General features: G+C 61.6%; 16 protein-coding genes and 1 tRNA gene. 7 read left to right on the top strand and 10 right to left on the bottom strand.

Annotated elements, in window-relative coordinates:
• Positions 1–167: 167 nt before the first annotated feature.
• On the bottom strand, positions 168–686 hold the full coding sequence (locus ACILSR_RS04160; protein ID WP_395748462.1) for a hypothetical protein: 519 nt from the start codon (positions 684–686) through the stop codon (positions 168–170).
• 259 nt (positions 687–945) lie between these two features.
• On the opposite strand from ACILSR_RS04160, the gene ACILSR_RS04155 reads away from it, so the two are divergent.
• Positions 946–2,262, top strand: coding sequence for a DUF1552 domain-containing protein (locus ACILSR_RS04155; protein WP_395748461.1), 1,317 nt, complete (start codon positions 946–948; stop codon positions 2,260–2,262).
• A 441-nt stretch (positions 2,263–2,703) separates the two neighbouring features.
• On the opposite strand, the gene ACILSR_RS04150 is transcribed toward ACILSR_RS04155, so the two are convergent.
• Positions 2,704–3,183 carry a hypothetical protein gene (locus ACILSR_RS04150; protein WP_395748460.1) on the bottom strand — a complete coding sequence of 160 codons (480 nt, stop codon included), beginning with the start codon at positions 3,181–3,183 and terminating at the stop codon, positions 2,704–2,706.
• Positions 3,184–3,338: 155 nt separating this feature from the next.
• On the opposite strand from ACILSR_RS04150, the gene ACILSR_RS04145 reads away from it, so the two are divergent.
• Entirely contained in the window at positions 3,339–3,908 is a 570-nt protein-coding gene (locus ACILSR_RS04145) for an elongation factor P (protein ID WP_184338114.1), read from the top strand.
• Positions 3,909–4,471: 563 nt separating this feature from the next.
• Here the strand turns inward: ACILSR_RS04145 and ACILSR_RS04140 are convergent.
• The 6 genes from ACILSR_RS04140 to ACILSR_RS04115 all read right to left on the bottom strand — a co-directional run bounded on the left by ACILSR_RS04140 (position 4,472) and on the right by ACILSR_RS04115 (position 11,823).
• Positions 4,472–6,223, bottom strand: coding sequence for an ABC transporter ATP-binding protein (locus ACILSR_RS04140; protein WP_395748459.1), 1,752 nt, complete (start codon positions 6,221–6,223; stop codon positions 4,472–4,474).
• 190 nt (positions 6,224–6,413) lie between these two features.
• Entirely contained in the window at positions 6,414–7,697 is a 1,284-nt protein-coding gene (locus tag ACILSR_RS04135) for a class I SAM-dependent methyltransferase (protein WP_395748458.1), read from the bottom strand.
• A 96-nt stretch (positions 7,698–7,793) separates the two neighbouring features.
• Positions 7,794–8,669, bottom strand: a complete 876-nt coding sequence (locus tag ACILSR_RS04130; protein ID WP_395748457.1) for a formylglycine-generating enzyme family protein — start codon at positions 8,667–8,669, stop codon at positions 7,794–7,796.
• Positions 8,666–10,477 carry a hypothetical protein gene (locus ACILSR_RS04125; RefSeq protein ID WP_395748456.1) on the bottom strand — a complete coding sequence of 604 codons (1,812 nt, stop codon included), beginning with the start codon at positions 10,475–10,477 and terminating at the stop codon, positions 8,666–8,668. The genes ACILSR_RS04130 and ACILSR_RS04125 overlap by 4 nt, the downstream gene beginning before the upstream one ends.
• A gap of 95 nt (positions 10,478–10,572) precedes the next feature.
• Positions 10,573–11,517: a GDP-L-fucose synthase family protein gene (locus ACILSR_RS04120; RefSeq protein ID WP_395748455.1), complete on the bottom strand. Its 945-nt coding sequence runs from the start codon at positions 11,515–11,517 to the stop codon at positions 10,573–10,575.
• Between the two features lie 231 nt (positions 11,518–11,748).
• Positions 11,749–11,823 (bottom strand) — tRNA-Glu (locus ACILSR_RS04115).
• 592 nt (positions 11,824–12,415) lie between these two features.
• Between ACILSR_RS04115 and ACILSR_RS04110 the strand changes: the two genes are divergently transcribed.
• The 3 genes from ACILSR_RS04110 (at position 12,416) to ACILSR_RS04100 (ending at position 16,787) form a co-directional block, all read left to right on the top strand.
• A complete protein-coding gene (locus ACILSR_RS04110; protein ID WP_395748454.1) occupies positions 12,416–15,610 on the top strand; it encodes a hypothetical protein in 3,195 nt (1,064 codons plus the stop codon).
• Between the two features lie 71 nt (positions 15,611–15,681).
• Positions 15,682–16,335 (top strand): GTP-binding protein, encoded by a 654-nt coding sequence (locus ACILSR_RS04105; protein WP_395748453.1) that lies wholly within the window; start codon positions 15,682–15,684, stop codon positions 16,333–16,335.
• Between the two features lie 29 nt (positions 16,336–16,364).
• A complete protein-coding gene (locus ACILSR_RS04100; RefSeq protein WP_395748452.1) occupies positions 16,365–16,787 on the top strand; it encodes a hypothetical protein in 423 nt (140 codons plus the stop codon).
• Positions 16,788–16,859: 72 nt separating this feature from the next.
• On the opposite strand, the gene ACILSR_RS04095 is transcribed toward ACILSR_RS04100, so the two are convergent.
• A complete protein-coding gene (locus ACILSR_RS04095; RefSeq protein WP_395748451.1) occupies positions 16,860–17,258 on the bottom strand; it encodes a hypothetical protein in 399 nt (132 codons plus the stop codon).
• Between the two features lie 800 nt (positions 17,259–18,058).
• On the opposite strand from ACILSR_RS04095, the gene ACILSR_RS04090 reads away from it, so the two are divergent.
• Together ACILSR_RS04090 and ACILSR_RS04085 are read left to right on the top strand one after the other, a co-directional pair.
• Entirely contained in the window at positions 18,059–19,009 is a 951-nt protein-coding gene (locus ACILSR_RS04090; protein ID WP_395748450.1) for an FAD:protein FMN transferase, read from the top strand.
• A 31-nt stretch (positions 19,010–19,040) separates the two neighbouring features.
• On the top strand, positions 19,041–19,361 hold the full coding sequence (locus ACILSR_RS04085; RefSeq protein ID WP_395748449.1) for a hypothetical protein: 321 nt from the start codon (positions 19,041–19,043) through the stop codon (positions 19,359–19,361).
• A 281-nt stretch (positions 19,362–19,642) separates the two neighbouring features.
• Here ACILSR_RS04085 and ACILSR_RS04080 read toward each other — a convergent pair whose 3' ends face one another.
• Positions 19,643–22,849, bottom strand: coding sequence for an efflux RND transporter permease subunit (locus ACILSR_RS04080; protein ID WP_395748448.1), 3,207 nt, complete (start codon positions 22,847–22,849; stop codon positions 19,643–19,645).
• Positions 22,850–22,882: the final 33 nt, after the last annotated feature.

Raw genomic sequence — 22,882 nt, 5'->3', positions numbered from 1 at the left:
CGGCGGTTTGAAGGTAGAGCTGCAAAAATGTGGGAGAGCGAGTCGAAAGAGCTTCCTTGTTCCGCAGGAGCAAGGCTACGTGCAAGCCGCGGCGCGGCGGACGGGCAGGCCCAGGGAGAAGAGGCATAGTTTATGAGAGCGTGAGTCAGGCATGGCGCTGAGGAACCTTATGAAAGAGAGACACCCCGTGGCAGCAGAAGCAGAAAGTCATCAAAACCACCTTCCTTCCACCCATCGTGTCCATAGATTTCATCGGCAGGAATCTCTGCTTTCGGCTGGCCGTTGCCGATGCGGGAGACATGCCAGGTGTGCTCTGGATACAGCTCTCCAAAGCTGACATAGTGCAAAGCAATAGCCTGCACGGCGAGCGGGTCTTCAAGCGTGGCGAAGGCTCTGATACCCTCAACGTCCTCCACGATTTGATCGTCCAACGTTTCGTCGAAATAGGTGAAGCAAAAGCCACCTCTCTCCTGCGAATCTTCCCCTCCCACGATTGCATAGCAGCGCCCATCTACTCGTGAGATGTCCATGCCACCGTCTCTGTCTGGCACCATCAGCGAGAGACTTACAAATGGCAGCCCCTCGGAAAAAATCTCCGCCACCAGTGCAGGAATTTCTCCAGCATTTTGCGAAAGCCTCACTCCATCCAGCCTGAGTTCTTGAACAAAGGGTCCGGGTTGTTTCATGTGGCTGACGTAAACTTAAAACGCGATGGAGGAGGAGTCTAGCAAAGAGCTACGGCGAGACATCTGCTCCGTCAAAGAAGCATTATTCCACCGCCATCGGGTCCAGATTTTGAGAGCGGGGGATAACTGCTTTTGAAGCGCCTGGCTGCAGTGCTTTCCCCGCATTCCGCTTGAGTTTCCCACCCGTGCCGCCATCAGGTGGGCGCAAGATGCGCGCCTGCGTGGCGTAGCTTTCATACCCCCCTTTTTTGCCTCCAGAATGAAAAACCTCTACCGCCGCCAATTTCTCCGCGACCTCGGCATCTCCGCCGGGGCGCTGCCGTTTCTTGCCGGGCTGCCCAGCCTGACGGGGGCTCCGACGCCGCAGAGGAAGCAGCGGCTGATCATCATGTTTTCGCCCAACGGCACGCTGCCGAATGAGTTCTGGCCGGATCAGGAGGGGGCGGATTTCAGCTTCAAGTCCATCCTCAAGCCGCTGGAGGCGTTCAAGGACAAGATGCTGATCCTGCACGGGGTCGCCAACAAGGTGAAGGGCGATGGCGACAGCCACATGCGCGGCATGAGCTGCCTGCTCACCTGCGATGAACTTCTCAAAGGCAACATCATGGGCGGCGGCGGCAATCCCGCCGGCTGGGCGAGCAGCATTTCCATCGATCAGGAGCTGAAGAATTTCCTGCAGAGCAAGAAGGAAACGAAGACGCGCTTTGGCTCGCTGGAGTTTGGCGTGGCGGTGCCGGAGCGTGCGGACCCGTGGACGCGCATGAGCTATGCGGGCGGGAACCAGCCGGTGGCGCCGATCGATGATCCGCACCAGATTTTGAAAAAGGTGTACGGCAAGATGAAGGACAAGGACAGCCTCGTGAGCATCCTGGACGACGTGCGCGATGACCTGAAACGCATCTCCTCCAAGCTCAGCGCGCGGGACAAAGCGCTGCTGGACCAGCACATGACGCTGGTGCGCAGCATGGAGCAGGATCTGGCGGATGCGGACAAGCAGGGCAAGCTGGCGCACCCCGTGCCGCAGGTGGACCCCAGCATCGAGCTGGTGAATGACAACACGCCGCAGATCAGCCGCATTCAGATCGATCTGCTGGTGAACTCGCTGGCCAATGACATGGCGCGCATCGGCACGCTGCAGTACATGCGCAGCGTGGGCATGGCGCAGATGCGCTGGCTCGGCGTTGAGGAAGGGCACCACTCGCTCTCCCACGATCCGGACGACAAAAAGGACAGCTACGAAAAGCTGCTCAAAATTAACACCTGGTTTGCGGGCGAATTTGCCTACCTGGCCAAGCGCCTCAGCGAGACCCCCGAGGCCACCGGCGGCGGCAACATGCTGGACAATACCCTGCTCGTCTGGACCAACGAACTCGGCAAGGGCAACACCCACACGCTGGACAACATCCCCTACATCATGGTGGGCGGCGGCTGCGGATTCAAAATGGGGCGGAGCCTCAAGTTTGACAAAGCCGCGCACAACCGCCTGTGGATGGCCGTGGCGCAGGGCATGGGCCACAATTTGCAGACCTTTGGCAAGAAGGAGCTTTGCGAAGGCGGCGCGCTGAATCTGGCGTGACGTGATCTATACCACGACCCACTGAAGACAGGTCCGCATTTCAGTCGCAGCAGACCGGCTCTCGAGCACGTGCCTTCAGGCCGTAGGTTGGTCGTGTTTGGCGCCGAAAGCATTCCACGTCCCATCGCTTCTCCGCCAAACCGCCCGACTGCGAGGACGTTCATACGCCGCAGTGTTTGCAGCGCGCTCGCAGACGGGCGGGCTGACGCCTACGTCCATACCTGTGCCGCTCTGGCGTTCACTCCACTCGTCGAGGAAGCCTCTATGCTGATGCTTCTGTCCAGACTCGTTTTTAACTTTCGGTGGCATCAGCCCAGCGCACCCTTGACGACCGCACGGCAGAATGGTGCCCCCCTGTACGCAAAAGATGCGGGCTCTTTTGCCCGCATCTCAAGCTTTGGAACATCTGCGGGGCAGGCAGAGAGCCTGCGCCGGCGTCAGTTAATGACGGTGGTCGTGATCGCGGTCGTGATCGTGACCATTGCCGTAGCTATGACCGCTGTTGCCATGACTGGAGGAATTCCAGTTATGGGGGTAGGTCTGGCCGACGTTGCCGTGGTGGTACTGCGGATGGCTGTTGAGGTTCAGCGGCACCGAGGGCGAAGTGCGGATCACAGTATGGGAGACACCGTAGGGCCGGGGGGAGGACACCCACGAATTGCCCCGGTTGTAATGGTACGTCTGGGTCTGCGGATGGTAGTACGTGGAATACTGCGGGTAGTAGGTGTAATTGCTGCGGCCATAAGCCGGAGCGTAGGCGCTGTTGCCTGGACGGTAGCCGCCGTAACCGGCGCCGTAGCCAGGACCACCGCCAGCACCCGCGCCGACATAGGTGTCGCAGCTGGTGAAGGAGAGGAGGGCTGTGGCGCACAGCAGGAGAAATCCGGCTTTGCCGGAGGGGGTGGTTGGATTTGCTTTCATGCAGGCTCAGCATCCAGCCGAAATAACGGAAAGCAATGCGCCTGAAAACAACCGGGGTATCCACCATGCCCGTCTAAGGGTACCCGGAGGAGGGGGGAAGAGCGAACCGGCGCTTGCAAAGTACGCCAAACTCGCCAAGGAAGCAGGCTCATCTTATGCCAGCCACCCCAGTCATCAATCTCCGCAAAGGACACGCCGTCCGTTACAACAACGACGTTTGTGTCGTCACCGACACCGAACTCAAGACGCCGCCACGCATGGCCTCGTTCGTGCAGATGTCCGTCCGCAGCATCACCATCGGCAAGATGTACAACCTGCGCATGACTTCCAATGAGTCGCTTGAATCCGTGAATCTCGTCAAAGACAACCACGAGTTCAGCTACAAGGACGGGGACGGCTACCACTTCATCCACCCTGAGACCTTTGAAGACGTGCTCATCGGCGAAGACAAGCTGGACGCCAAGACCCGCGGCTACCTCATCGAAGGCCAGAAGTACCTCGTCGTGTTTGCAGATGACGTCGTCGCCGGCATCGAACTGCCCGCCAACATCATCATGACCGTCACCGACAGCCCTGCTGGCGTGAAGGGCGACTCCGCCAACAACGTGTACAAGGAAGCCACCACCGAGTCCGGCATGCGCGTGCAGGTCCCCCTCTTCATCGGCCCTGGCGACAAGATCAGTGTGAAAACCGAAGACGGCACGTATCTCGGCCGCGCGAACTGAGTTTGAGCTGAACTGAGTTCATTGAATTGCAGAACGCCTGACCGCGAAAGCGGTCAGGCGTTTTTTCTGGAGGGAGGATAGGCCTCCGGCCTGTCACCGGATCGAGGCGTCCCGCCTTCGTTTCTGATCCATGGCTGGAAGCTCCAGATCAGAGACAGGCTGGAAGCCTATCCTTCGTCAAACGCCAGCGCCGCCATCTCACGATAATACGGCGATGAGTGTCGTTGCAGATCGCCTCACCATGAAAGCGGTCAGGCGTTTTTTTGGAGGGAGGATAGGCCTCCGGCCTGTCACCGGATCGAGGCGTCTCGCCTTCGTTTCTGATCCATGGCTGGAAGCCCCAGATCAGAGACAGGCTGGAAGCCTATCCTCCGTCAAACGCCAGCGCGGCCACCTCGCGGTAATACGGCGATGAGTGTCGTTGCAGATCGCCTCACCATGAAAGCGGTCAGGCGTTCTTTTTTTGGAGGAGGATAGGCCTCCGGCCTGTCAACGGATCGAGGCGTCCCGCCTTCGTTTCTGATCCATGGCTGGAAGCTCCAGATCAGAGACAGGCTGGAAGCCTATCCTCCTTCAAACGCCAGCGCCGCCATCTCGCGATAATACGGCGACGTTTGCAGCAGCTCCTCATGCGTGCCGCTTGCCAGGATGCGGCCCAGGTGCAGCACATAGATGACGTCTGCCTGGACAATGGTGCTGAGGCGGTGGGCGATGATGAGGCTGGTGCGGTTGGCGCGGAGGCGGGCGAGGGCGGTCTGGATGAGGCGCTCGGATTTCACATCGACGGCGGAAGTGGCTTCATCGAGGAGGAGGATGGGGGCGTCCTTGAGGAAGGCGCGGGCGAGGGCGAGGCGCTGGCGCTCGCCGCCGCTGAGGAGGACGCCGCGCTCGCCGACTTCGGCATCGAGGCCTTCGGGACTGCGGCGGATGAAGTCTTCGGCGCAGGCGTCGCGCAGGGCGGTCCAGAGTTCGTCATCGGTGGCGGTGGGTTTGCCGATCAGGAGGTTGTCCCGCACGGAGCCGGCGAAGAGGAATGCCTCCTGGGTGAGGTAGGCGAGGTTCTGGCGCAGAAAGCGTTTGCTGAGGTTTTGAATCGGGGTGCCGTCGAGGGAGATGGTGCCGCTTTGCGGATCGTAGAAGCGCGTCAGCAGTTGGAAGAGCGTGCTCTTGCCCGAGCCTGTGGCACCGACGATGGCGATGGTCTTATGCCGCGCAGCGCGCAGCGTGACGTCCTGCAGCACCGGCTTGTCATTACGATAGCAAAAGGTGACCGCTTCGAAGGTGATCTCTCCCTGAACAGCGGGAAGCGACTGCCCGGCATCGAGGTCTTCGCCGGTTTCGTTGTCGAGGATGGCAAACACGCGCTTGGCAGCAGCGAGGCCGTTGAGCAGGGTTTGATTGACGCCATGCAGGCGGGCGATGGGCTCGTAGAGGAAGCCGACGAGAAGAAGAAACTCCATGAGCTGGCCGGACGTCATGCTGCCCCGCACGCACCACCAGGAGCCGGCCATCAGAAGCAGGACGAGACCGCCATTTCCCAGCAGCGTCATGGAGGGCGAGTAAAAGGCCCAGGCGGCCATGAGACGTGTTTGTTTGTCCTGCAGTGAGCGGCTGGCAGCGAGGAACTTCTGCTGCCGCGGCTCTTCCGCAGTGTAGCTCTTGATCTGGCGGATGCCGGTGATGGCATCATGCAGCGTGGCATTGAGAGCGCTGGTGGCCTCGCGCGCGGCGGTGGCACGCGGAGACACCCAGCGCGAGTAGATCCAGCCACCGGCGGCAATCAAAGGAGTGGGCGCCAGCACGAGCAGCGCGAGCTTGGAATCGGCCACAAGCATGACAATGGCGGTGATGATGATCTGCAGCACGGCGGTGCTGCCCTGCTCGATGCCTTCCAAAATGACACGCTGCGTGGCGGGCACATCGTCGGCCAGCTTGGTGAGGATGTCGCCGGTGCTCTGATGATCAAACCAGCGCAGCGGGAGGAGTTCGATCTTGCGATGAAGCTGGCTGCGCAGGTCGGTGATCATGCGCTGCTCAAAGGTGCAGTTCACGCGGGTTCGCAGGTAGAAGAGGCCCTCGCGCGCAGTGAAGGCAAGCAGCGCCAGGCCGCCGGCACGCCAGATGAGATCGCTGCGCTTCTGCGGGATGATGTCATCCATGAACCAGCGAACGACACCGGGAAAAACAAAAATGAGCGAGGTCCCCGCCACAGCAAGGGTGAACTGCCATGCGGCGATGCGCCAGTGGCCACGTGCGAATGTGAGCAAGCGGCGCAGCGCGTGGCTGTGGGTCATTGGCTCGTTCTTGTCCTCCATGGCGTGAGTGGCTAGACGAGCGAGCAGGGTGAGGGATTCAAACCGAATGTGGAATGGCGTGTCACGGCTTGCGGCCCAAGGAGCGGGACTTGCCAAGTCCCGGCCTGGAGACGCACCGCAATACCACCCTCACCTCCCAAACCGCAGCACTTGGCAAGTGCCGCTCCTTGGGGGGACGCTTGCGCTACGATCAACCCACCAGATGCACCTGCGGCATCGGAACCACAAACTTGCCGCCACGTGCCAGGAAGTCGCTCTCGCGCTTGAGGAACTCGGGCATGAAGTGCCAGGGGAGCACGAGGTAGTAGTCGGGCTTGGCGGCGCGGGATTCGTCTTCGGAGATGATCTTGATCTGCGTGCCGATGGTGTAGCTGCCCCACTTGATGGGGTTGCGGTCGGCGATGAAGGGGACGAGGTCCGGGGTGACGTTGCAGAACTGCAGCGTGGTGCTGCCCTTGGTGGAGGCGCCGTAACCGTGGACGACTTTGCCTTCCGCCTTCGCCTTCTGGAGGAAGGTGGTGAGGTCGAGGCGGATGCGCTCGATGTTGTCGCGGAAGATGGCGTAGGGAGCATCGGAGTCGAGCGCCATTTCGAACTCGCGGATGCGGAGCTCCTGCACGCGGGCGGCGGCTTCGGCGGAGGGCTTGACCTGGCCGGCATTGGCGACGACGAGGCGGAAGCTGCCGCCGTTCACGTCATTGAGATGGACGTCGATGACTTCGAGGCCGTGATCGCCGAAGAGGCGCTCGAGCACGGCGAGGGAGTAGTACTCCAAGTGCTCGTGGCAGATGGTGTCGAAGCTGTTGATGTCCAGCATCGCGGGCAGGTAGCTCTGCTCGAGAATCCAGATGCCGTCGGTAGCGAGCACGTCTGCAATGTCCTGCACAAAAGCGTGCGGATTTTCCAAGTCATAGAACATGGAGATGCTGGTGACGACGCGGGCCTTTTCCGTGGCGTGCACGCTCTTGAAGGCGCGGGCGGTGAAGAAATCGTTCACGACTTCAAAGCCTTTGGCGCGGGCTTTGAGGGCAACGTCCGAGGGATCGATACCGATGTGACGGAGGCCATCGATCTGATAGCTGGAGAGGAGGGTGCCGTCGTTGCAGCCGATGTCGAGGACGATGTCCTTGGGCTTGAGGGTGATGGTTTCCTTCACGAGCTGGGTGATGCCCGTGAGATTGTCGATCATGGACTGATTGATGCCGGACTCGTAGTAGTAGCGGTGGTAAAGCACCTTCGGCGGCACGGAGTGGCGCATCTGCACGAGGCCGCAGGCGTTCTCATCCTGGGAAGGATCGCAGCGGACGAGATCGAGCGGGACTTTGCGTTTGATGAGCGCACTGCCATCAGCGCTGGCAAGCACCCCGCCGATGAATTGATCGCCGAGGCTGACAACCGGGGTCAGGCTGCGGGAGCCGCAGATGCGGCAGGTGTTGCGGGTGATGAGGACGGGGCGGAAAGCTTGGATGGCCATGAGTGGTTCCTCAATTGGCATTGATGTGCTGGCGTGTCCAGCCGGGAGTTTGGCCCCCACCTGCCCGAGTGCCCAGCCAACCCTTGGCCCCCTCCTTTACCGCACCACCCGAAACCCCTGGTTTGAAAGAGATCCATGCCGGTCCATGCGGCCAATATCCACGAGATTGTAGAAAGAGCAGGTCCCTGCGGAGCACCACCAGGAGCCGCCGCGACCGGCCACCAGGCGTCGTTCGTCGCCGGGTTCGGCATCGGGTGGCAGGCCGGAACAGTACTCGAAAACGTTGCCGATGACGTCGTAGAGGCCCCAGGCATTCGGCGGGAAAGACTTGACCGGTGCCGTGTAGAGAAACGAGTCCTCGAGGGTGTTTTTCAGATGCGTTTGGCCGTTCCAGATATTGGCCTGCGAGGCATCGAACTTTTGGCCCCAGGGGTACAGCGTGCCGGTACCGGCGCGTGCGGCGGCCTCCCATTCATCCAGCGTGGGAAGGCGTGCGCCAAGCCACTGGCAGTAGGCCTCGGCGTCCGCTCCACTGATCTGCGTGACCGGGTGATTCGGGATCTCCTCCCAGCCCGGGCCGCGACCGCCCATGGGCTTGCGCCAGTGCGCGCCCTTCACCTGATCCCAGACCCAGTCCTCCATGCCTTCCACGGCCACCTTGCCAAAGCCGGTGCGCTCCGCGTCGGTGACATAATGAGTCGCGGCGACGAAGGCGGCAAACTGCGCGTTCGTGGTCTCAGCCTCCGCGATGGAGAAAGCCGCAAGCCGCACATGGCGCGGGGGATTGCGGTTGGATTTCTGCCCGCCGAGCGCGTGATCCCCTGCGGGTATGAGGATAAAACGGTGCCCGTTTTTGCCTTCGACCACCGCAGGGACTTTGGACGGGGCGTCACCGGTTTCTGCCAAGAGAGATCCGTGCAGCAAGGTCAGGAGGGCGATACTCCCGAGGAGCATGAGGAAACGGCGTTTCATCGGCGATGCAGGATGGCATACCAAGGGAGAGTCATGCCATCGGCAGCGCGGCGCTTTTCGGGAGGCACTTCCTGGAGGTAGCGCCGGGTGAGGCTCAGCACCTCGTCCCGCACGGCCTCGGTATAGGGGACAGCTACGGGGTATGAAGCGTCTTTGGAGATCTCGGCTTTTCGTTTGGCTTCGTCCCAAATGATATCGTCCCGCAGGTAGGTGGGGATTTGCTCATAGGAGGCGAACTTCGCCACCTCCAAAGCGTGCCTTTTGCGAAAGGCGGCGTGCCCTTCCTCCCGCAGAGCTTTTTCCAGAGCAGAGTCCCACATGGGACGGTAGCCCTCCTGCATGAGAAGCGTGTGCATAAGGCCGAGCAGCTCCCGCTGGTAAATGCGGCAGGACTGGAGGGCTCTCTCACGTTCGATCGGGTTCCAACCAGAAGGTGAGTCCAGGTGTAGCAGCGGCACCTTGACGCTGACGTCCTTTTCCGCCGCGGCCACCAGCTCATGAAGCTGCTGCTCCAGGCGCAGCACTTCCGGCAGGCACTCGACGGCGTTCAGACTCTGCACCACCTGGAAAATGACCGGGCCAAACTCCGTGCTCGTTTGTCCGCTGCGTTTGGGCCAGCCGTCATCGCGGGCGTCGGGATTCTTCTTGGGAGGCGGAGCGGCAATTTTCAACTCCTGGAGCCGGCGGACGAGCACCGGCATGACGACGTCCCGGTAGGCCAGCAGGCGGTCCAAGCTGGGTCCTCCGAGATTGAAGTGACGGGCGGCCAGCCGGGCACCGGGAGGCATCGGCACATCCATGGGGACGTCCGGCACTCTGACGCACATCTGATTCCAGAAACCAGGGGCGGCGATAGATTCCTCCAGAAGCGTCGCCCCGTCCACCTTGGCGGCGGGAGTCTCCTTCCCCGCCACGAAATCCTGCACCAGCCGTCGTGCGTCTGCGAGAGCCTCCGGGGTACCTGGCAGCAGGCCGGGAGGGTGCCGCTTCACAGCCAGCGCATGCAGGCGACCGGTCAGCGAGTCCTTCAAGGGGGCATAGCCTTTCTTCTCCAGCATGCCCAGGCAGACTCCGAGGATCTCACGCTGGAACACCAAGTTGTTGAAGAGCTGCTGCTTCCATTTCACCACGGCGGCGCGGTTTGGCTCCGTCTTATAGGTGACCGATTCTGCCTCCTGCAAACCGACGTTTTCTTCGCCGGTTTCAATGATGGGAAGGGAGACTTTCGGCGTCTTGCCTTCGTTGTCCCTGAAGGGATCGTGGGATTTTTCGTCGGCTTTCTCGTTGAGCTCTCCCAGCTCCTGCTCCAGGCGTAGCAGGTCGGGCAGCAGCTCCACGGTCTGCAGCGCCTCCATGATGCGCAGCATGGTGGCGCCCAGTGCGCGAGGATTTTCAAACTTGCGCGGTCCCGGGAGTGGACCGGTATCGCCCGGGCTGTCGCGCAAATCGTTCAAGCCTTTCGCCAGCTTTTGCACCTCGGCGCTGACGGCAGGCGCTGACGGAATGCTTTCCCAGTGGAAATCTTTGAGCCGCAGACCGAGCTCCTCCACGATCTCTTTCCGCCGGGCGGAGAGTGTGGCGATGGTGTCCTTCGACAAAAAATACTCCTGCGAGACAATGGTGCCGTAGCCATGCAGCGGCACAGAGCGGAACCGGCCCACCGGGCTGTCGTCCCGGCAGAGCTGCCCGTAGTCGCCGGGCCACCAGATGGCGCGGTCCAGCAAGTCAGCGGCGCTTTCTCCGCGAAGGGATGACGGGAGGCAGACACCTAGGCCAAGGGCCAGCACCAGCAAGATTTTCGTATGCATTTTCCCGTGAGACTAACACGCTGCCCATGAAATGGGAAGGGCTGCTGAGTGTCAGAGCCTGCACATCCCCCATCATCTCGGAACCTCCAGCCGAGCTACACCCGGGCGGTGGCGCGGTTGTCCAAAAACCACTGATACGTGTGTGTCACGCCCTGGCGGAAATCGGTGCGGGCCTTCCAGCCGAGCTTTTCCAGACGGCTGACGTCCAGCAGGCGGCGCGGGTTGCCGTCCGGCTGCGTGGTGTCCCAGAGGATTTCTCCATCGTAACCGACGATCTCGCCGATGATCTTCGCGGCCTCGCGGATGCTGATTTCCCAGCCGCAGCCGATGTTGATGATCTCGGGGCTGCTGTAGTTTTCCAGCAGGAAGGCGCAGGCGGAGGCGAGGTCGTCCACGAAGAGGAACTCGCGCGTGGGGCTGCCGCTGCCCCAGAGGGTCACCGAGGGCTTGCCCTGAAGCTTGGCCTCATGGAAGCGGCGGATGAGAGACGGCAGGACGTGCGAGTGCTCGGGGTCAAAGTTGTCGTAGGGCCCGTAGAGATTGGCCGGCATGCCGCAGATGAAGTCGCGGCCGTACTGGTGCCGGTAGCCCTGGCAGAGCTTGATGCCGGCGATCTTGGCCACACCGTAAGGCGCGTTCGTTTCCTCCATGGGCCCGGTCATGAGGCTGTCCTCGCGGATGGGCATCTCCACGACCTTGGGGTAGATGCAGGTGCTGCCAAGAAAGAGCAGCTTCTTCGTCTCAAAGCGATGCGCGGCGGAGAGCACGCTGTTCTGGATCTGCAGGTTGTTGAGCAGGAAATCCACCGGGTGGGTGTAGCTGGCCTTGATGCCGCCCACAGTCGCGGCGGCGAGGATCACCTGATCTGGCTTCTCGGCGGCAAAAAAAGCGTCCGTGGCATGCGGGTCGCGGAGATCGAGCTCTTCCTTTGTGCGGGTGATGATCTGCCATTCGGGCTTGGTGGCGTAGTGGCGCAGCAAGGCGCGCCCGACGAGGCCGCGATGACCGCTGATGAAAAGTTTGCCGCCTGAGGAAGACATGCGTTCATGCCTAGCGTTTGTGATTGCGGTGTCCAGTGAGTTCGTGCGGCTTGTGGCGACAAAAGAGGACGAAGAAGTTCCAAGTTTAATGTTTGAAGTTTAAAGTTCAAACTTGGGCTGGAAGAGCGTGTGCGAAGCCTGTGTGAAGGGGCATCGCGTGTGACGTCGTGAACAAAGTTTGGAAACCTTGCTGAGAGGCCCTCTTGCCTCGGCCGCCACTCTTTAAAAGAGTGGCGACCCCTACGAGAATCGAACTCGTGTCGCATCCGTGAAAGGGATGTGTCCTAACCGCTAGACGAAGGGGTCGTTTTGCTCGGGTTTCGAGCGGGCGGAGATAGTGCGTTCGATGTGAAATTCCGCAAGAGGAAAATCATGAGTTTTGAAATCTTTTTTGCCGATGGCGATCATGGCGGAGATCCCGCACGAAAAAGAGGCGCTTCCATTCACTGCGAGGAACCCGTGATGACACCCGCTTCGAAACAACATCGTTTTTTGAGAACTGGTTTGGGGAAAAGAAACGGAGCGTTGCAAACCGGTAGTGTCGCCGCGGGGGGATGGTTTGGAATGGACCGCCCAATCGCAGCTTCGTGGCACAGGGGATGCTGAAGAATGATTCAGATGCGCGAAAAGAGGCGAAAAACCTTGAACTGTGGAGCAAAATATTTAACCTCGCTTAATTAACGCAAATGCCGAGGTATTTGTTTATAAAAACTAGATTTTTCATACGGACTTGCTATTTTGTTAAGTCGGGCCGCTTCATCCTCCGATGAGTTTTTCGTTCCGAAGTTTGTTTCAGCGCGGAACCGGTTCCACCGAACCGGAGCAGGGCGCTCAGCAGTACTTCGCGGGAGCACATCCACCGAGAGTGGCTGGCACAGAACACAGTAACTCCTCATCCATGCAAGCGCCCCCATCATTCCAGTCTTCAGCCGGTGCATCCCCCTTTCAGGTGGGTGGCAGTCCGCTTTTCAGGACTGCAGGAAATGAACCGGTGGCGGCGCCGCCCATCAATTCAGCCTCGGGAATGTCCCCTTTCAGCGTCGCAGGTGCCACACCAACCCATTCTCCCCTCACCGTAGGAGACGTGATCAATCAGCTGCCACCGGAGGTGGTGCGCATGGGGGCGCTGCCGCCGGAGCAGCCGCTGTCCCTGCCGCCTTCCCTGCTGGAAAATGCGCTGCGCAGCGGTCAGGCGGCGCTGCCGGTGTTTGAGCTGTATCGCGTATGCCCGGCGCTGTTTCAGACGCCCATTTCTCCGCAGGACCCGCGCATGGTGCCGCTGCCTGCGTCCAAGCTTCCAGGACTGATAGCACAGGCCCGGGAAGGCGGTGCGGGAGCGCCCGGAGGTGCTGCGCCTTCGCCCTTCTCTCAGGGGCAGCCAGTGCCCACACCGCATTCACCCGCAGGCTCGCCTTTCCAAATGCAGCCACCTGCGGCGGAGGCCCCTGGGGCACAGCAGCCGGGTGGATCGCCGTTCTCACTGGGTGGCAGCCCCGCAGGCTCGCCTTTCAGCATGCCGCCGCAGGGCGGAGCGCCTGCCGGCTCTCCCTTCTCTCTGGGTGGCAGCCCTGCGGGATCTCCCTTCAGCATGCCACAGTCTGGCTCTGCAGCGGCCCCTGCCACGGGAGCACCTGCTGGGTCTCCGTTTTCGATGGGCGGCAGCCCGGCAGGATCTCCCTTCAGCATGCCTCAGCAGCCAGCGGCGGCACCGAATGCCGGAGCGGCTTCCGGCTCCCCGTTCTCGCTCGGGGGAAGCCCGGCGGCCTCGCCCTTTAGCATGCCCCAGCAGCCAGCGGCGGCTGCATCTGCTCCCGCTCAAGCGGCGGGTTCGCCTTTCTCTTTGGGCGGAAGTTCGCCCTTCGGTCAGCAGCAGCCCGCGGGGGCGTCGGCTTCGCCCGCCACGAGTGCGGGATCGCCGTTCTCGCTGGGTGGCGCATCGGGTGCTTCTCCCTTTGGCCAGCCGCAGCCTCAACCGCAGCCTCAACCGCAGCAGCAGCCTGCGGCGGGAGCGCCCATGTTTGCACCGGCACCGGCGGAAAATCTGTCTGCGGGGAGCGCGCAGCCGCAGGCGTCCATTTCCGTTTTGTTTACCCCCCAGGCACAGCAGCGGGCGTCCACGCCTTCGGACATGGCGGCTCCGCCACCGATGCCGTTTGGCTCTCCGTTTGTCTCCGCCATGAAGGAGGCGGCATCCCCGGCAGAAGCGGCCCCCGCGATGAACGCCTTCGCCTCCATGCCCGCGCAACAGCAGCCGCAGCAGCAGGCTCCCGCGCCCGCACCGGCGCCTTCCGCGCCACCGTCCAATGGAGCGCCTGCGAACGCCATGGCCAAGCTGGGATTTGCGGCCGTCCTGAGCGGACACAGCATGGATGAACTCGGCTTCAATCCGACCTCGCTTCCGGCATGGATCACCACGAACGTGCCGGCCAGTGTGCTGCAGGAGCAGATGTCCTCCGGAAACATTGTCGTGGAGCTCGGCCTGCTGATCGACGGGCTGTCAGACATCGGCTTCCGCAACACCCTCACCGGTGCCAGGCGTGACTGCCGCATCAAACTGCCGCAAAACGAGGTGTTTCATGCGCTGACAAACGCGGCTGCAGCCCCTGCGGCCGCCGGCATGCTGAGCACCCCCTCCCCTGCCCCGGCTGCGGCACCCGCGCAGATGCGCCTTTCGGTCCAGCCAAACCCTCCGCAGGCCCAGCACCAGCCGCAGCAGCCCGCGCAGAATTCTCAGCCGCTGTTTGCTCCCGCTGCCCCGCAGTCGGCACCCGCACCCGCCGCGGCGCCGGCCATGCCGACGTTTAACCCCGCGCTGAATCCCTTCCTGCAAAACACGCCGGCCGAAGCGCCCGCACCGGCGCTGACCCTGAATCCCTCCCAGTCTTCGGGCGGCCCGCCTCAGTTCTCTTTCGCTGCGCCAGCCGCGCCCGCCCCAGGCCCTTCCTCGTTGATTCCATCCTTTGGCGCTCCGCCTTCGTCCTTCGCTCCGGTGGCCGCAGTTTCCGCCTTTGCACCAGCAGCTCCGGCGGAGCCTCAGCAGGCACCTGCCCAGCCGGCTGGAAATTCCTTCTTTTCCCCTGCCGCGGCACCGGCACCGGCACCGGCGGCTCCCTCCGGGCCCATTCAGCCGCTGGCCTCGGCGTTTCAGACGACCTTCGGCAAACCGCCGGCCAGCCTCAGCTCTCCCAGCTCCCCTCTGGCGGGCACGCCCAAACCTTTCGATCCGTTTGCCTCGTCCGCGACGGGTGCGCTGGCTCCGAAAGCGACGCTCGAGACGGGTTTCAGCAGCGCGCAGCTGCTGGGCCAGGCGCCACCCGCGCAACAGCCTGCGGCCCTGTTTGCACCCGCGCCCGAGAAACAGCCTGTGGCGAACTTTTTTGCCACTCCAGAAGCGCCCCCGGCTTTTCCTCCCGCGCCTTCGCCTTCTCCATCGCCATTCCAGCCCACGCCTTCCTTTGCCCCCGCGCTGGAAGAGATCCCCGCCGTCTCCTCCACGGCTCCGCTGCCCATGGTGCAGCCTGCCTCGAGAGGGCTTTTCAGCGCTGCAGCTCCGGCTCCCGTGGCGAAAGAATCCAAACCCGCCAGCGCCTTCAGCCCAGCCCCGGCCCCGGCACCTGCAGCAGCTCACGCTCCTGCAGCAGCGCCGTCCAAGATGGCGGCAGTGAAGCACTCCTATCTGGGACTGGCACCTCTGGACACGCAGACGGACCAGCTGCTGCTGCGCGCCCTGCTTGGCACCGAAGAAAATCTGGCTGCACCGCGCGTGGTGGAGCTGCTGGCCCTGCAGACCGGCCTGAGCGCCTGCGTCTGCCTGCATGGCTCCCACGTGCTGAGCCACGCGGATGCCTCCAAGCCCGATGCGGCGGAATTTCAACGTCAGGCACCGGACATCGCGCGTCAGCTGCGCGGGCTGGCGCCGCTCATCGGCATCGAAGGCGCGGAAACTTTCACGCTCAATGCCGGAGGCCGCCTGCTGACCTTCTGCTTCCCGGGGGAAACGATCATCGGTGTGCTGCACGATGCCGAGCCTTCCACCGGCATGCGCGACAAGATCACCCTCATCGCCCGCGAGCTCTCCCGCATGCTGGGCTAAATCAAAAAGGCCCCTTTCCTGCGGCAGGCTGCGGAAAATTCATCCCCTGTCATACGTTCTTCTCTCCTGCCATGCCCAGCATCAATCACGAAGACCGCACGGTCAGCTTCAAGATCGTTTACTGCGGTTCTCCGCTCTGCGGGAAGACGTCCAATCTGCAGCAGATCCACGCCAAGCTGGATCCCAACGGCTGCAGCGACCTCGTCTCCCTCTCCACCGCGCAGGACCGCACGCTGTTCTTTGATTTCCTGGCCGTGGAGGCGGATGCGCTGCCGGGGTACAAGACCACCTTCCACCTCTACACGGTGCCGGGTCAGGTGACGTACAATGCCACGCTGCAGCTCGTGCTGCGGCAGGCAGATGGCGTGGTGTTTGTGGCGGACTCCCAGATGGACCGCCAGCGCGACAACCTGCAGTCTCTGCAAAGCCTGGATGCGAACCTGCGCATGAACGACAGCTCGCTGGACCGCCTCCCGATCGTCATTCAGTACAATAAGCGCGATCTGCCCAATGCCGCGCCGGTGGAGTACATGGAGTACCTTTTCAACAACCGGCCCACGCCCTTCCTCAGCTTTGAATCAGACGCGCGCAGCGGCCGCAATGTGCTGGCCACGCTGAACGCCATCTCCCAGGCGGTGCTGCACCAGTTCCGCCTGCGCACCGCGCCTTCTGACAGCACCTCCGCCACGCCGCACGAGCTGCCCACGCATGCCCTCGCTGCGTGAGCCCAACTTGAAACCTTTGAACTTTAAACATGCACCTCACCGCTCTCGCCTCCCTGCCTGAAGTCATTCAAGCGGCCGTCGCCGATGACGCGGGGCGCCTGCTGGATTGTGCCGGAGACGCCGAGCCCCCGACGGCCGCCATTCTGGTTCTGGCGCATGCCACGCTCTCTGCGGCGTCCGAGCTGGGCCGCCGCGCCGGCAGCGGGGATTGCCTGGAAATCATTCAACTGCATGACGGTGGAGTGATCTACCTGCACGGTCTGCCACAACGTCGTGTGCTGCTGGTGCGCTGCCAAAGCGTGGCGGTGATCCCTGCCCTGAGAAGTGCCTGCGAGGGACTGGCCAAGCCGATCACGACGCGGGTGCGGCCGGTAAGCGCGTCTGCGTCTGCGATTGCGTCCGTGCCTGCGATGGGACTGGCGGATGCGCTGCATGCGGAGCCGGCGTGGTGAGAGTTGGGTGGGGATGCGAGCCCAAAGTTGATGCCCTCTATTTGGTTGGAACGAATCAGAGTTCGTGCAAGTTCACTCCTTGGGAGATGCTTGCAACACCTCCAAAATATCAAACAAATAAACGCCATTCCCCTCTGCTTTGACAGTTTTCAAATCGGGATAATTGGCTAGCAGCATCTTATAAAACGCAGTTGTCCTCAGAAGCGCATAATCCTGTCTGTATTTCTTGATCGACGACCTGTACGCACTGGCAACTAGGTCCCTGACCGCATTTCGCTCCTTTTCGCTCAAATGGTAAGCCGGATCTATTGGATAAGTAGCCAGATAGCCAAGCGGTGCGAATTGATGGACGTTGTCGAACTCTGCAGGCACCTCAAATCCGGCCAGATGCTTATATTTGACATGCTCATCCAATGCGAAGACAGAGCACCCCGCGATCCAAATCAAAACAGCGATGAGTGATCTGTTCATTTTAAAAATATCGTGTTGGCGTTGTCTCCTGTCATAAGACCGCACTTGCGAGTTGCACAGTCCCCCTTGGCATTGGCAATCGAAAGCCGCGCTGAAGTAGTGCACCTGTCAATATACCCGCCCGTCAAGGGGGCCATAGACACCAATGACTCGGTCGCAGCTTGATGCCAGGCAGGAAAGGCCCTCCGCTAAGTCGGGGCTTCGCGGTCTCAAGCGTACTGGTGCGTCGCCGGGATATTCTGTACTGGGAGCGCTGGCATCCTGCCGGCTCAGGCGGGCGCTCCGCCATGAGATCATGCTCCGAGTTCTGAAGGAGGCATGACGCCTCTGGCTGGCATAGATACCACCGCGCAGCTGCAAGCCCGCACGCCCAGAGCCGGCAGGATGCCGGCGCTCCCAGTACCGACGGCTCCCGCGCCATAGCGTATCAATGCGCTCAGGGTCGGACGGTTTGGCGAATGCGACTACGGGCAAAAGCACCAGCTCGACGCTACACACGCCCAACCGGCCAGAGTGCGAGGCGTTTCGTAGGATGGGCGTGGCGACAGCCCGCCCGTCTGCGAGCGTGTTGCAGACACATCGGCTGGCGAGTGCCCTCGCAGTCGGGTGGTTTGTGAGAGTGTGGGAAACACAGCGGCTGGCGTGCGCCCTCGCAGTCGGGCGGTTTGGCGAAGGAGCCTGCAAATGATGGAGTGAGCGATGGGCGCCAAACACGCCCAACCTACGATTTGTTCTTCGCGCCATCCGAGAACGAATCGAATTGGCTTTGAGCTTTCGTTTTTTCGCGGCTTCATCCTGCCGTGCGTTTCATTCTCCCTCTCTGCCTCCTCCTCTGCCTCCTCCTCTGCACCCTCCCCGCGCAGGCCTTGGAGCGTTTTGATTTCTCCGCGCCGCTGATGTTTACGACGTTCCGGATTTCTCTGCATGCAGAGAGCAAGGAGGCGGCGGAGAAGGCCGCGGATGCAGCGTTCAAACGCATCGCCGCGCTCAATGCGGTGTTCTCGGACTACGAGCCGAACAGCGAGTTGATACAGCTGTGCAATGCCGGGCCGGACAAGGCTTTCAAAGCGAGCGCGGACTTGTTTGCGGTGGTGAAACGGTCGCAGCATTTTGCGGAGCAGACGGACGGTGCGTTTGACATCACATGCGGGAACCTGACGCACCTGTGGCGGCGCACGAAGCGCACTCACAAGCTGCCCCCCGCGGACCGGCTGCAGCAGGCGCTAGCCGCCACGGACTGGCGCGCCGTGCGGCTGGATGAGAAGACGCAGACCATCACTCTCACGAAGGCGGGCATTCTGCTGGATGCGGGGGGAATCGCCAAAGGTTATGCGGCCGATGCGGGGCTGAAGGTGCTGCAAGAGCATGGCATCACGCACGCGCTGGTGATGGCGGGTGGAGACATCGCCATCGGTGATCCGCCGCCCGGAGAGGAGGCGTGGGAGATCAAGCTGCGCCAGTTCGCCAAGCCCGCACCGGAGGAGGATCTCATCTCCGTGCGACTGCACAACTGCGGTGTCTCAACCTCGGGAGACTTGTATCAGTTCACCGAGATCGAAGGCACGCGGTATTCGCACATCGTTTCGCCAAAGACAGGCATGGGACTGACGGCAAGGATCGCCTGCTCCGTCATCGCGCCGGACTGCACCACGAGCGATGCGCTGGCCACAGCGATGTGCGTGCTGGGCAGGGAGCGCGGAGAGAAAGCAGCGGCGCAGATGGAGGGTGTTACGGTGAGGTTTGCAGAATGATGTCACTTCAAAATCAAACTCACCAAAACTCATGAAACTGACCCGATTCCAACTCCAGACTCTGCGCTTGCGAATGCGCATGCATCAAACCGGCTACAGCATCGGCCTATTTGTGCGGCTCATGTGGAAGTCTTGGCTGCTGCTTATCGTGCTGTGCGGGGGACTCGGCGTTTGGGCCTGGCCTCATGCGGAGGCAGCGAGCGGGTTGTTTGCGGGGATGTTTGCCGGAGCGTTTCTGCGCGACCTGGGCGTTTACCGGACCACACGACGCGCATGGCCGGTGGTGGAGCATGTGATGGACTGGCAGCGCGTGCAGGAGCTGCTGGACGCCCATGAAAAACCAGCGGCGTGACGCGGAAGTGATGCCGGCCCATGAAGGCTCAAGGGAAACACTGACTTAACAACGCAAGAGTTTAGAAGACCGCAGGAAAATCCTTCCAAATCAAGGCTTCCGAATGAGCACACCGCAGAGATTCTTTCGGAGTTCCCTTCTGGAAAACTCTGCGGCGTTTCAAGCTCTGCGGTGCAAATCTCCCGTTCTGTATTTACTCCCCGCCCACAATCCAGCCGCCTTGAATTAAGGTGCTCTGCGGTTTTTCATTTTCTGCAGTATTAATTTATTCAGCGCCTTCGCTAGATCTGCGGCTCCCCGATCTCAGGGGGCGGAAGGCGGTCTTCGACTTCGCTGAGGGGCATGCTGTGCACATTCGGCAGGAGCTTGCTGCGGTCCGCAATGGTGGCGAAGATGTAGAAGAGGCCGGGGATGATGAGCAGACCAACGAGAGTACCCAGAAGCATGCCTCCGGCGGCGGAGGCGCCGATGGTCTTGTTGGCGATGGCACCGGCCCCCGAGGCGCGCAGCAGCGGCAGCATGCCGGCGATAAAGGCGAAGGAGGTCATGAGAATCGGGCGGAAGCGGACGCGGGCGCCCTCGATGGCCGCCTCCCGGATAGACATGCCCTTCTGATGACGCTGCGAGGCGAACTCGACAATGAGGATGGCGTTTTTTCCCAGCAGGCCCACGAGCATGATGAGGCCGACCTGGGCGTAAATGTCATTGTCGAGGCCGATGGTGTCGAGCAGGAGAAAAGAGCCCATGACGCCGATGGGCAGCGAGAGGATGACCGCCAGCGGAAGGACGAAGCTCTCATACTGGCCGACGAGCACGAGATAAACGAACATGATGACAACGATGAAGATGTAAATCGCCTCATTGCCGCGATCGACTTCATCAAACGAAAGGCCGGCCCAGCCGATGTCATAGCCGCGTGGCAGGGTCGCGGCGGCGACTTCCTGAATGGCCTTGATGGCGTCTCCGCTGCTGTAGCCTGGAGCGGGTGCGCCCTGGATGGATGGCGCGGGATAGGCATTGTAGCGGGTGATTTCATTGAGGCCCTGAGTCTCCTTGAGCGTGAGGAATTCGGAGTAAGGCACCATCTCGCCGTCTTCATTGCCGACGTAGAGGTCCTTGAGATCCTTGGGCAGGGCGCGGTAGCGCGGCTCGGCCTGGACGTAGAGCTTGAAGAAGCGGCCAAAGCGCACGAAGCCCTGCTCGTAGGTGCTGCCGATCATGATGCCGAGATTGTCCATGGCCGTCTTGATGGAGACGCCCTTCTGCATGGCGGCCTGGTTGTCGATGACGAGCTCGATCTGGGGATAGTTGGCGCTGAAGAAAGTGAAGAGGCCGCTGAGCTCCTTGCGCTTGTGCAGGGCCTCCATGAACTTGTCATTCACCACCTGCAGGCGGTCGTAGTCACCGCTGCTGGTGATGTCCAGGAGGCGCAGGGAGAAACCGCCCGCGGCACCGTATCCAGGAACGGCAGGCGGCTCGTAGAATTCGATCTTGGCTCCGGAGATGGCGCGGCATTTTTCCTGAAGCTCCTGGACAATCTGCGGCACCGTCCGGCTGCGCTTGGACCACTCTTCCATGTCGATGAGGCATGTGCCGGCATTGGAACCGCGGCCTTCCGTGAGCACTTCGTAACCGGCGAGGGAGGAGATGGATTTGACGCCTTCGATCTTTTTGGCGATGTCCCGCAGCTCACGCGACTTGGCATACGTGCGCTCCAGGGTGGAGCCGGGCGGAGTCTGGATGATGGCGTAAACCATGCCCTGGTCCTCTGCAGGAATAAAGCCGGGCGAAAGCTGGCTGTTGATGAAGTAGGCCGCCGTCGTGGCCAGGCCGAGCACGGCGATGGTGACCAGACGGCGGTGAACGATCCGCTTGAGAAGGCTGACGTACAGATCGGTGATCCGGTCAAAGAGGCGGTTAAAGTGGCCGAGCAACCAGGCGACAGGACCTTTGCGGTGGTGCCGTGCCTGAGGCTCGTGCCCCTCATTCCTCAGGAGCATGGCGCAGAGGACGGGGGTGAGTGTGAGCGCCATGACGCCCGAGAGCACAATGGCCGCCGCCATGGTGATGGAGAACTGGCGGTAGAACACCCCCACCGGTCCGGACATGAACGTGACGGGCACGAACACCGCCGTCATGACGAGGGTGATGGCGATGACCGCACCGGCGATCTCCTGAATGACGTGCAAGGTGGCCTCGTAGGGAGTGAGGCTGGTGCCGTGCATGCGCGCGTGCACCGCCTCGACGACGACGATGGGATCGTCCACGACAATGCCGATGGCGAGGACGAGGGCAAAGAGGGTGATGAGATTGATGCTGACCCCAAACATCTGCATGAGGAAGAAAGCGCCCACGAGGGAGACGGGCACCGCCAGCGTGGGAATGAGCGTGGAACGCCAGTCCCCCAGGAAGACGAAGACGACGAGCGCCACGAGCACGAAGGCCTCCACCAGGGTGTGCAGCACCTTCTCAATGGAGGCGTCGAGGAAGGCGGAGACGTCGTAGCTGATCTCGTAGTCCATGCCGGACGGGAAGGACTTTTTCTTCACCACCTCGAGCTTGGCCTTGATGGCCTTGATGACTTCGGCGGCGTTGCTGCCGTAGCTCTGCTTGATGACGATGGCGGCGGAAGGATGGCCGTTGAGGTCGGAATAGAGGTCATAAAATTCGCTGCCCAGCTCAATGTCCGCGACGTCTTTCAGGTGAAGAATTTCGCCCTGCCGGGTGGCGCGGAGGATGACGTTTTCGTATTCCTCCGCCCTGTTGTACCTGCCTTTGTACGTGAGCACGTACTCCAGCGACTGGGAGACCTTGCTGTCGGCACGCCCGAGCCTCCCCGGCGTACCGATGACGCTCTGCTCCTCCAGAGCTTTCATGACCTTTTCCGTGGAGATGTTGTAGGCGCGCATGCGGTCGGGCTTGAGCCAGACGCGCATGGCGAACTGCCGGGTGCCGAGGATCTTGGTGGAGCCGACACCGCGGATGCGGCTGAGCTCCGGCAGGAGGCTGATGTAGGCGTAGTTGAACAGGAACTGCATGTCCGCGTTCTCGTCCGTGCTGTAGAGGTTCAGGTACATCAGCATGTTCGGGCTGACGTTGGTGACGATGATGCCCTCCCGCTGCACCAGCGGCGGCAGCTGGTTTTTCACCTGATTGACGCGGTTCACCACATTCACCGTGGCCTGGTTCGGATCGGTGCCGAGGTGGAAGACGACCTGGATGGTGGCCTCTCCGGCGCTCGTGGCGTCAGAGATCATGTACTTCATGTCCTGCACCCCATTGATGGAAAGGTCCAGCTGGCTGAGCACGGACTCCTCCAGCACCTTGGCGCTGGCCCCGGGGTAGGTGATGTTTACCAGCACGACCACCGGAGCCACATTCGGGAACTGGGACACGGGCATCCGAATGATTGAGAGACCTCCCAGAAACAGGATGATCAAGGAGATCACAATAGCCAGTGCTGGCCGCTGAAGGACCTTCGAAAACATGGTTGAATATCTCTCGTCCTGCCGCTGTTACAC

It is taken from the genome of Prosthecobacter sp. (assembly GCF_044222565.1).
Classification (GTDB): domain Bacteria; phylum Verrucomicrobiota; class Verrucomicrobiia; order Verrucomicrobiales; family Verrucomicrobiaceae; genus Prosthecobacter.
The sequence above is the reverse complement of the archived record's forward strand: the minus strand, read 5'-3'. Positions and strand labels throughout refer to the sequence as shown.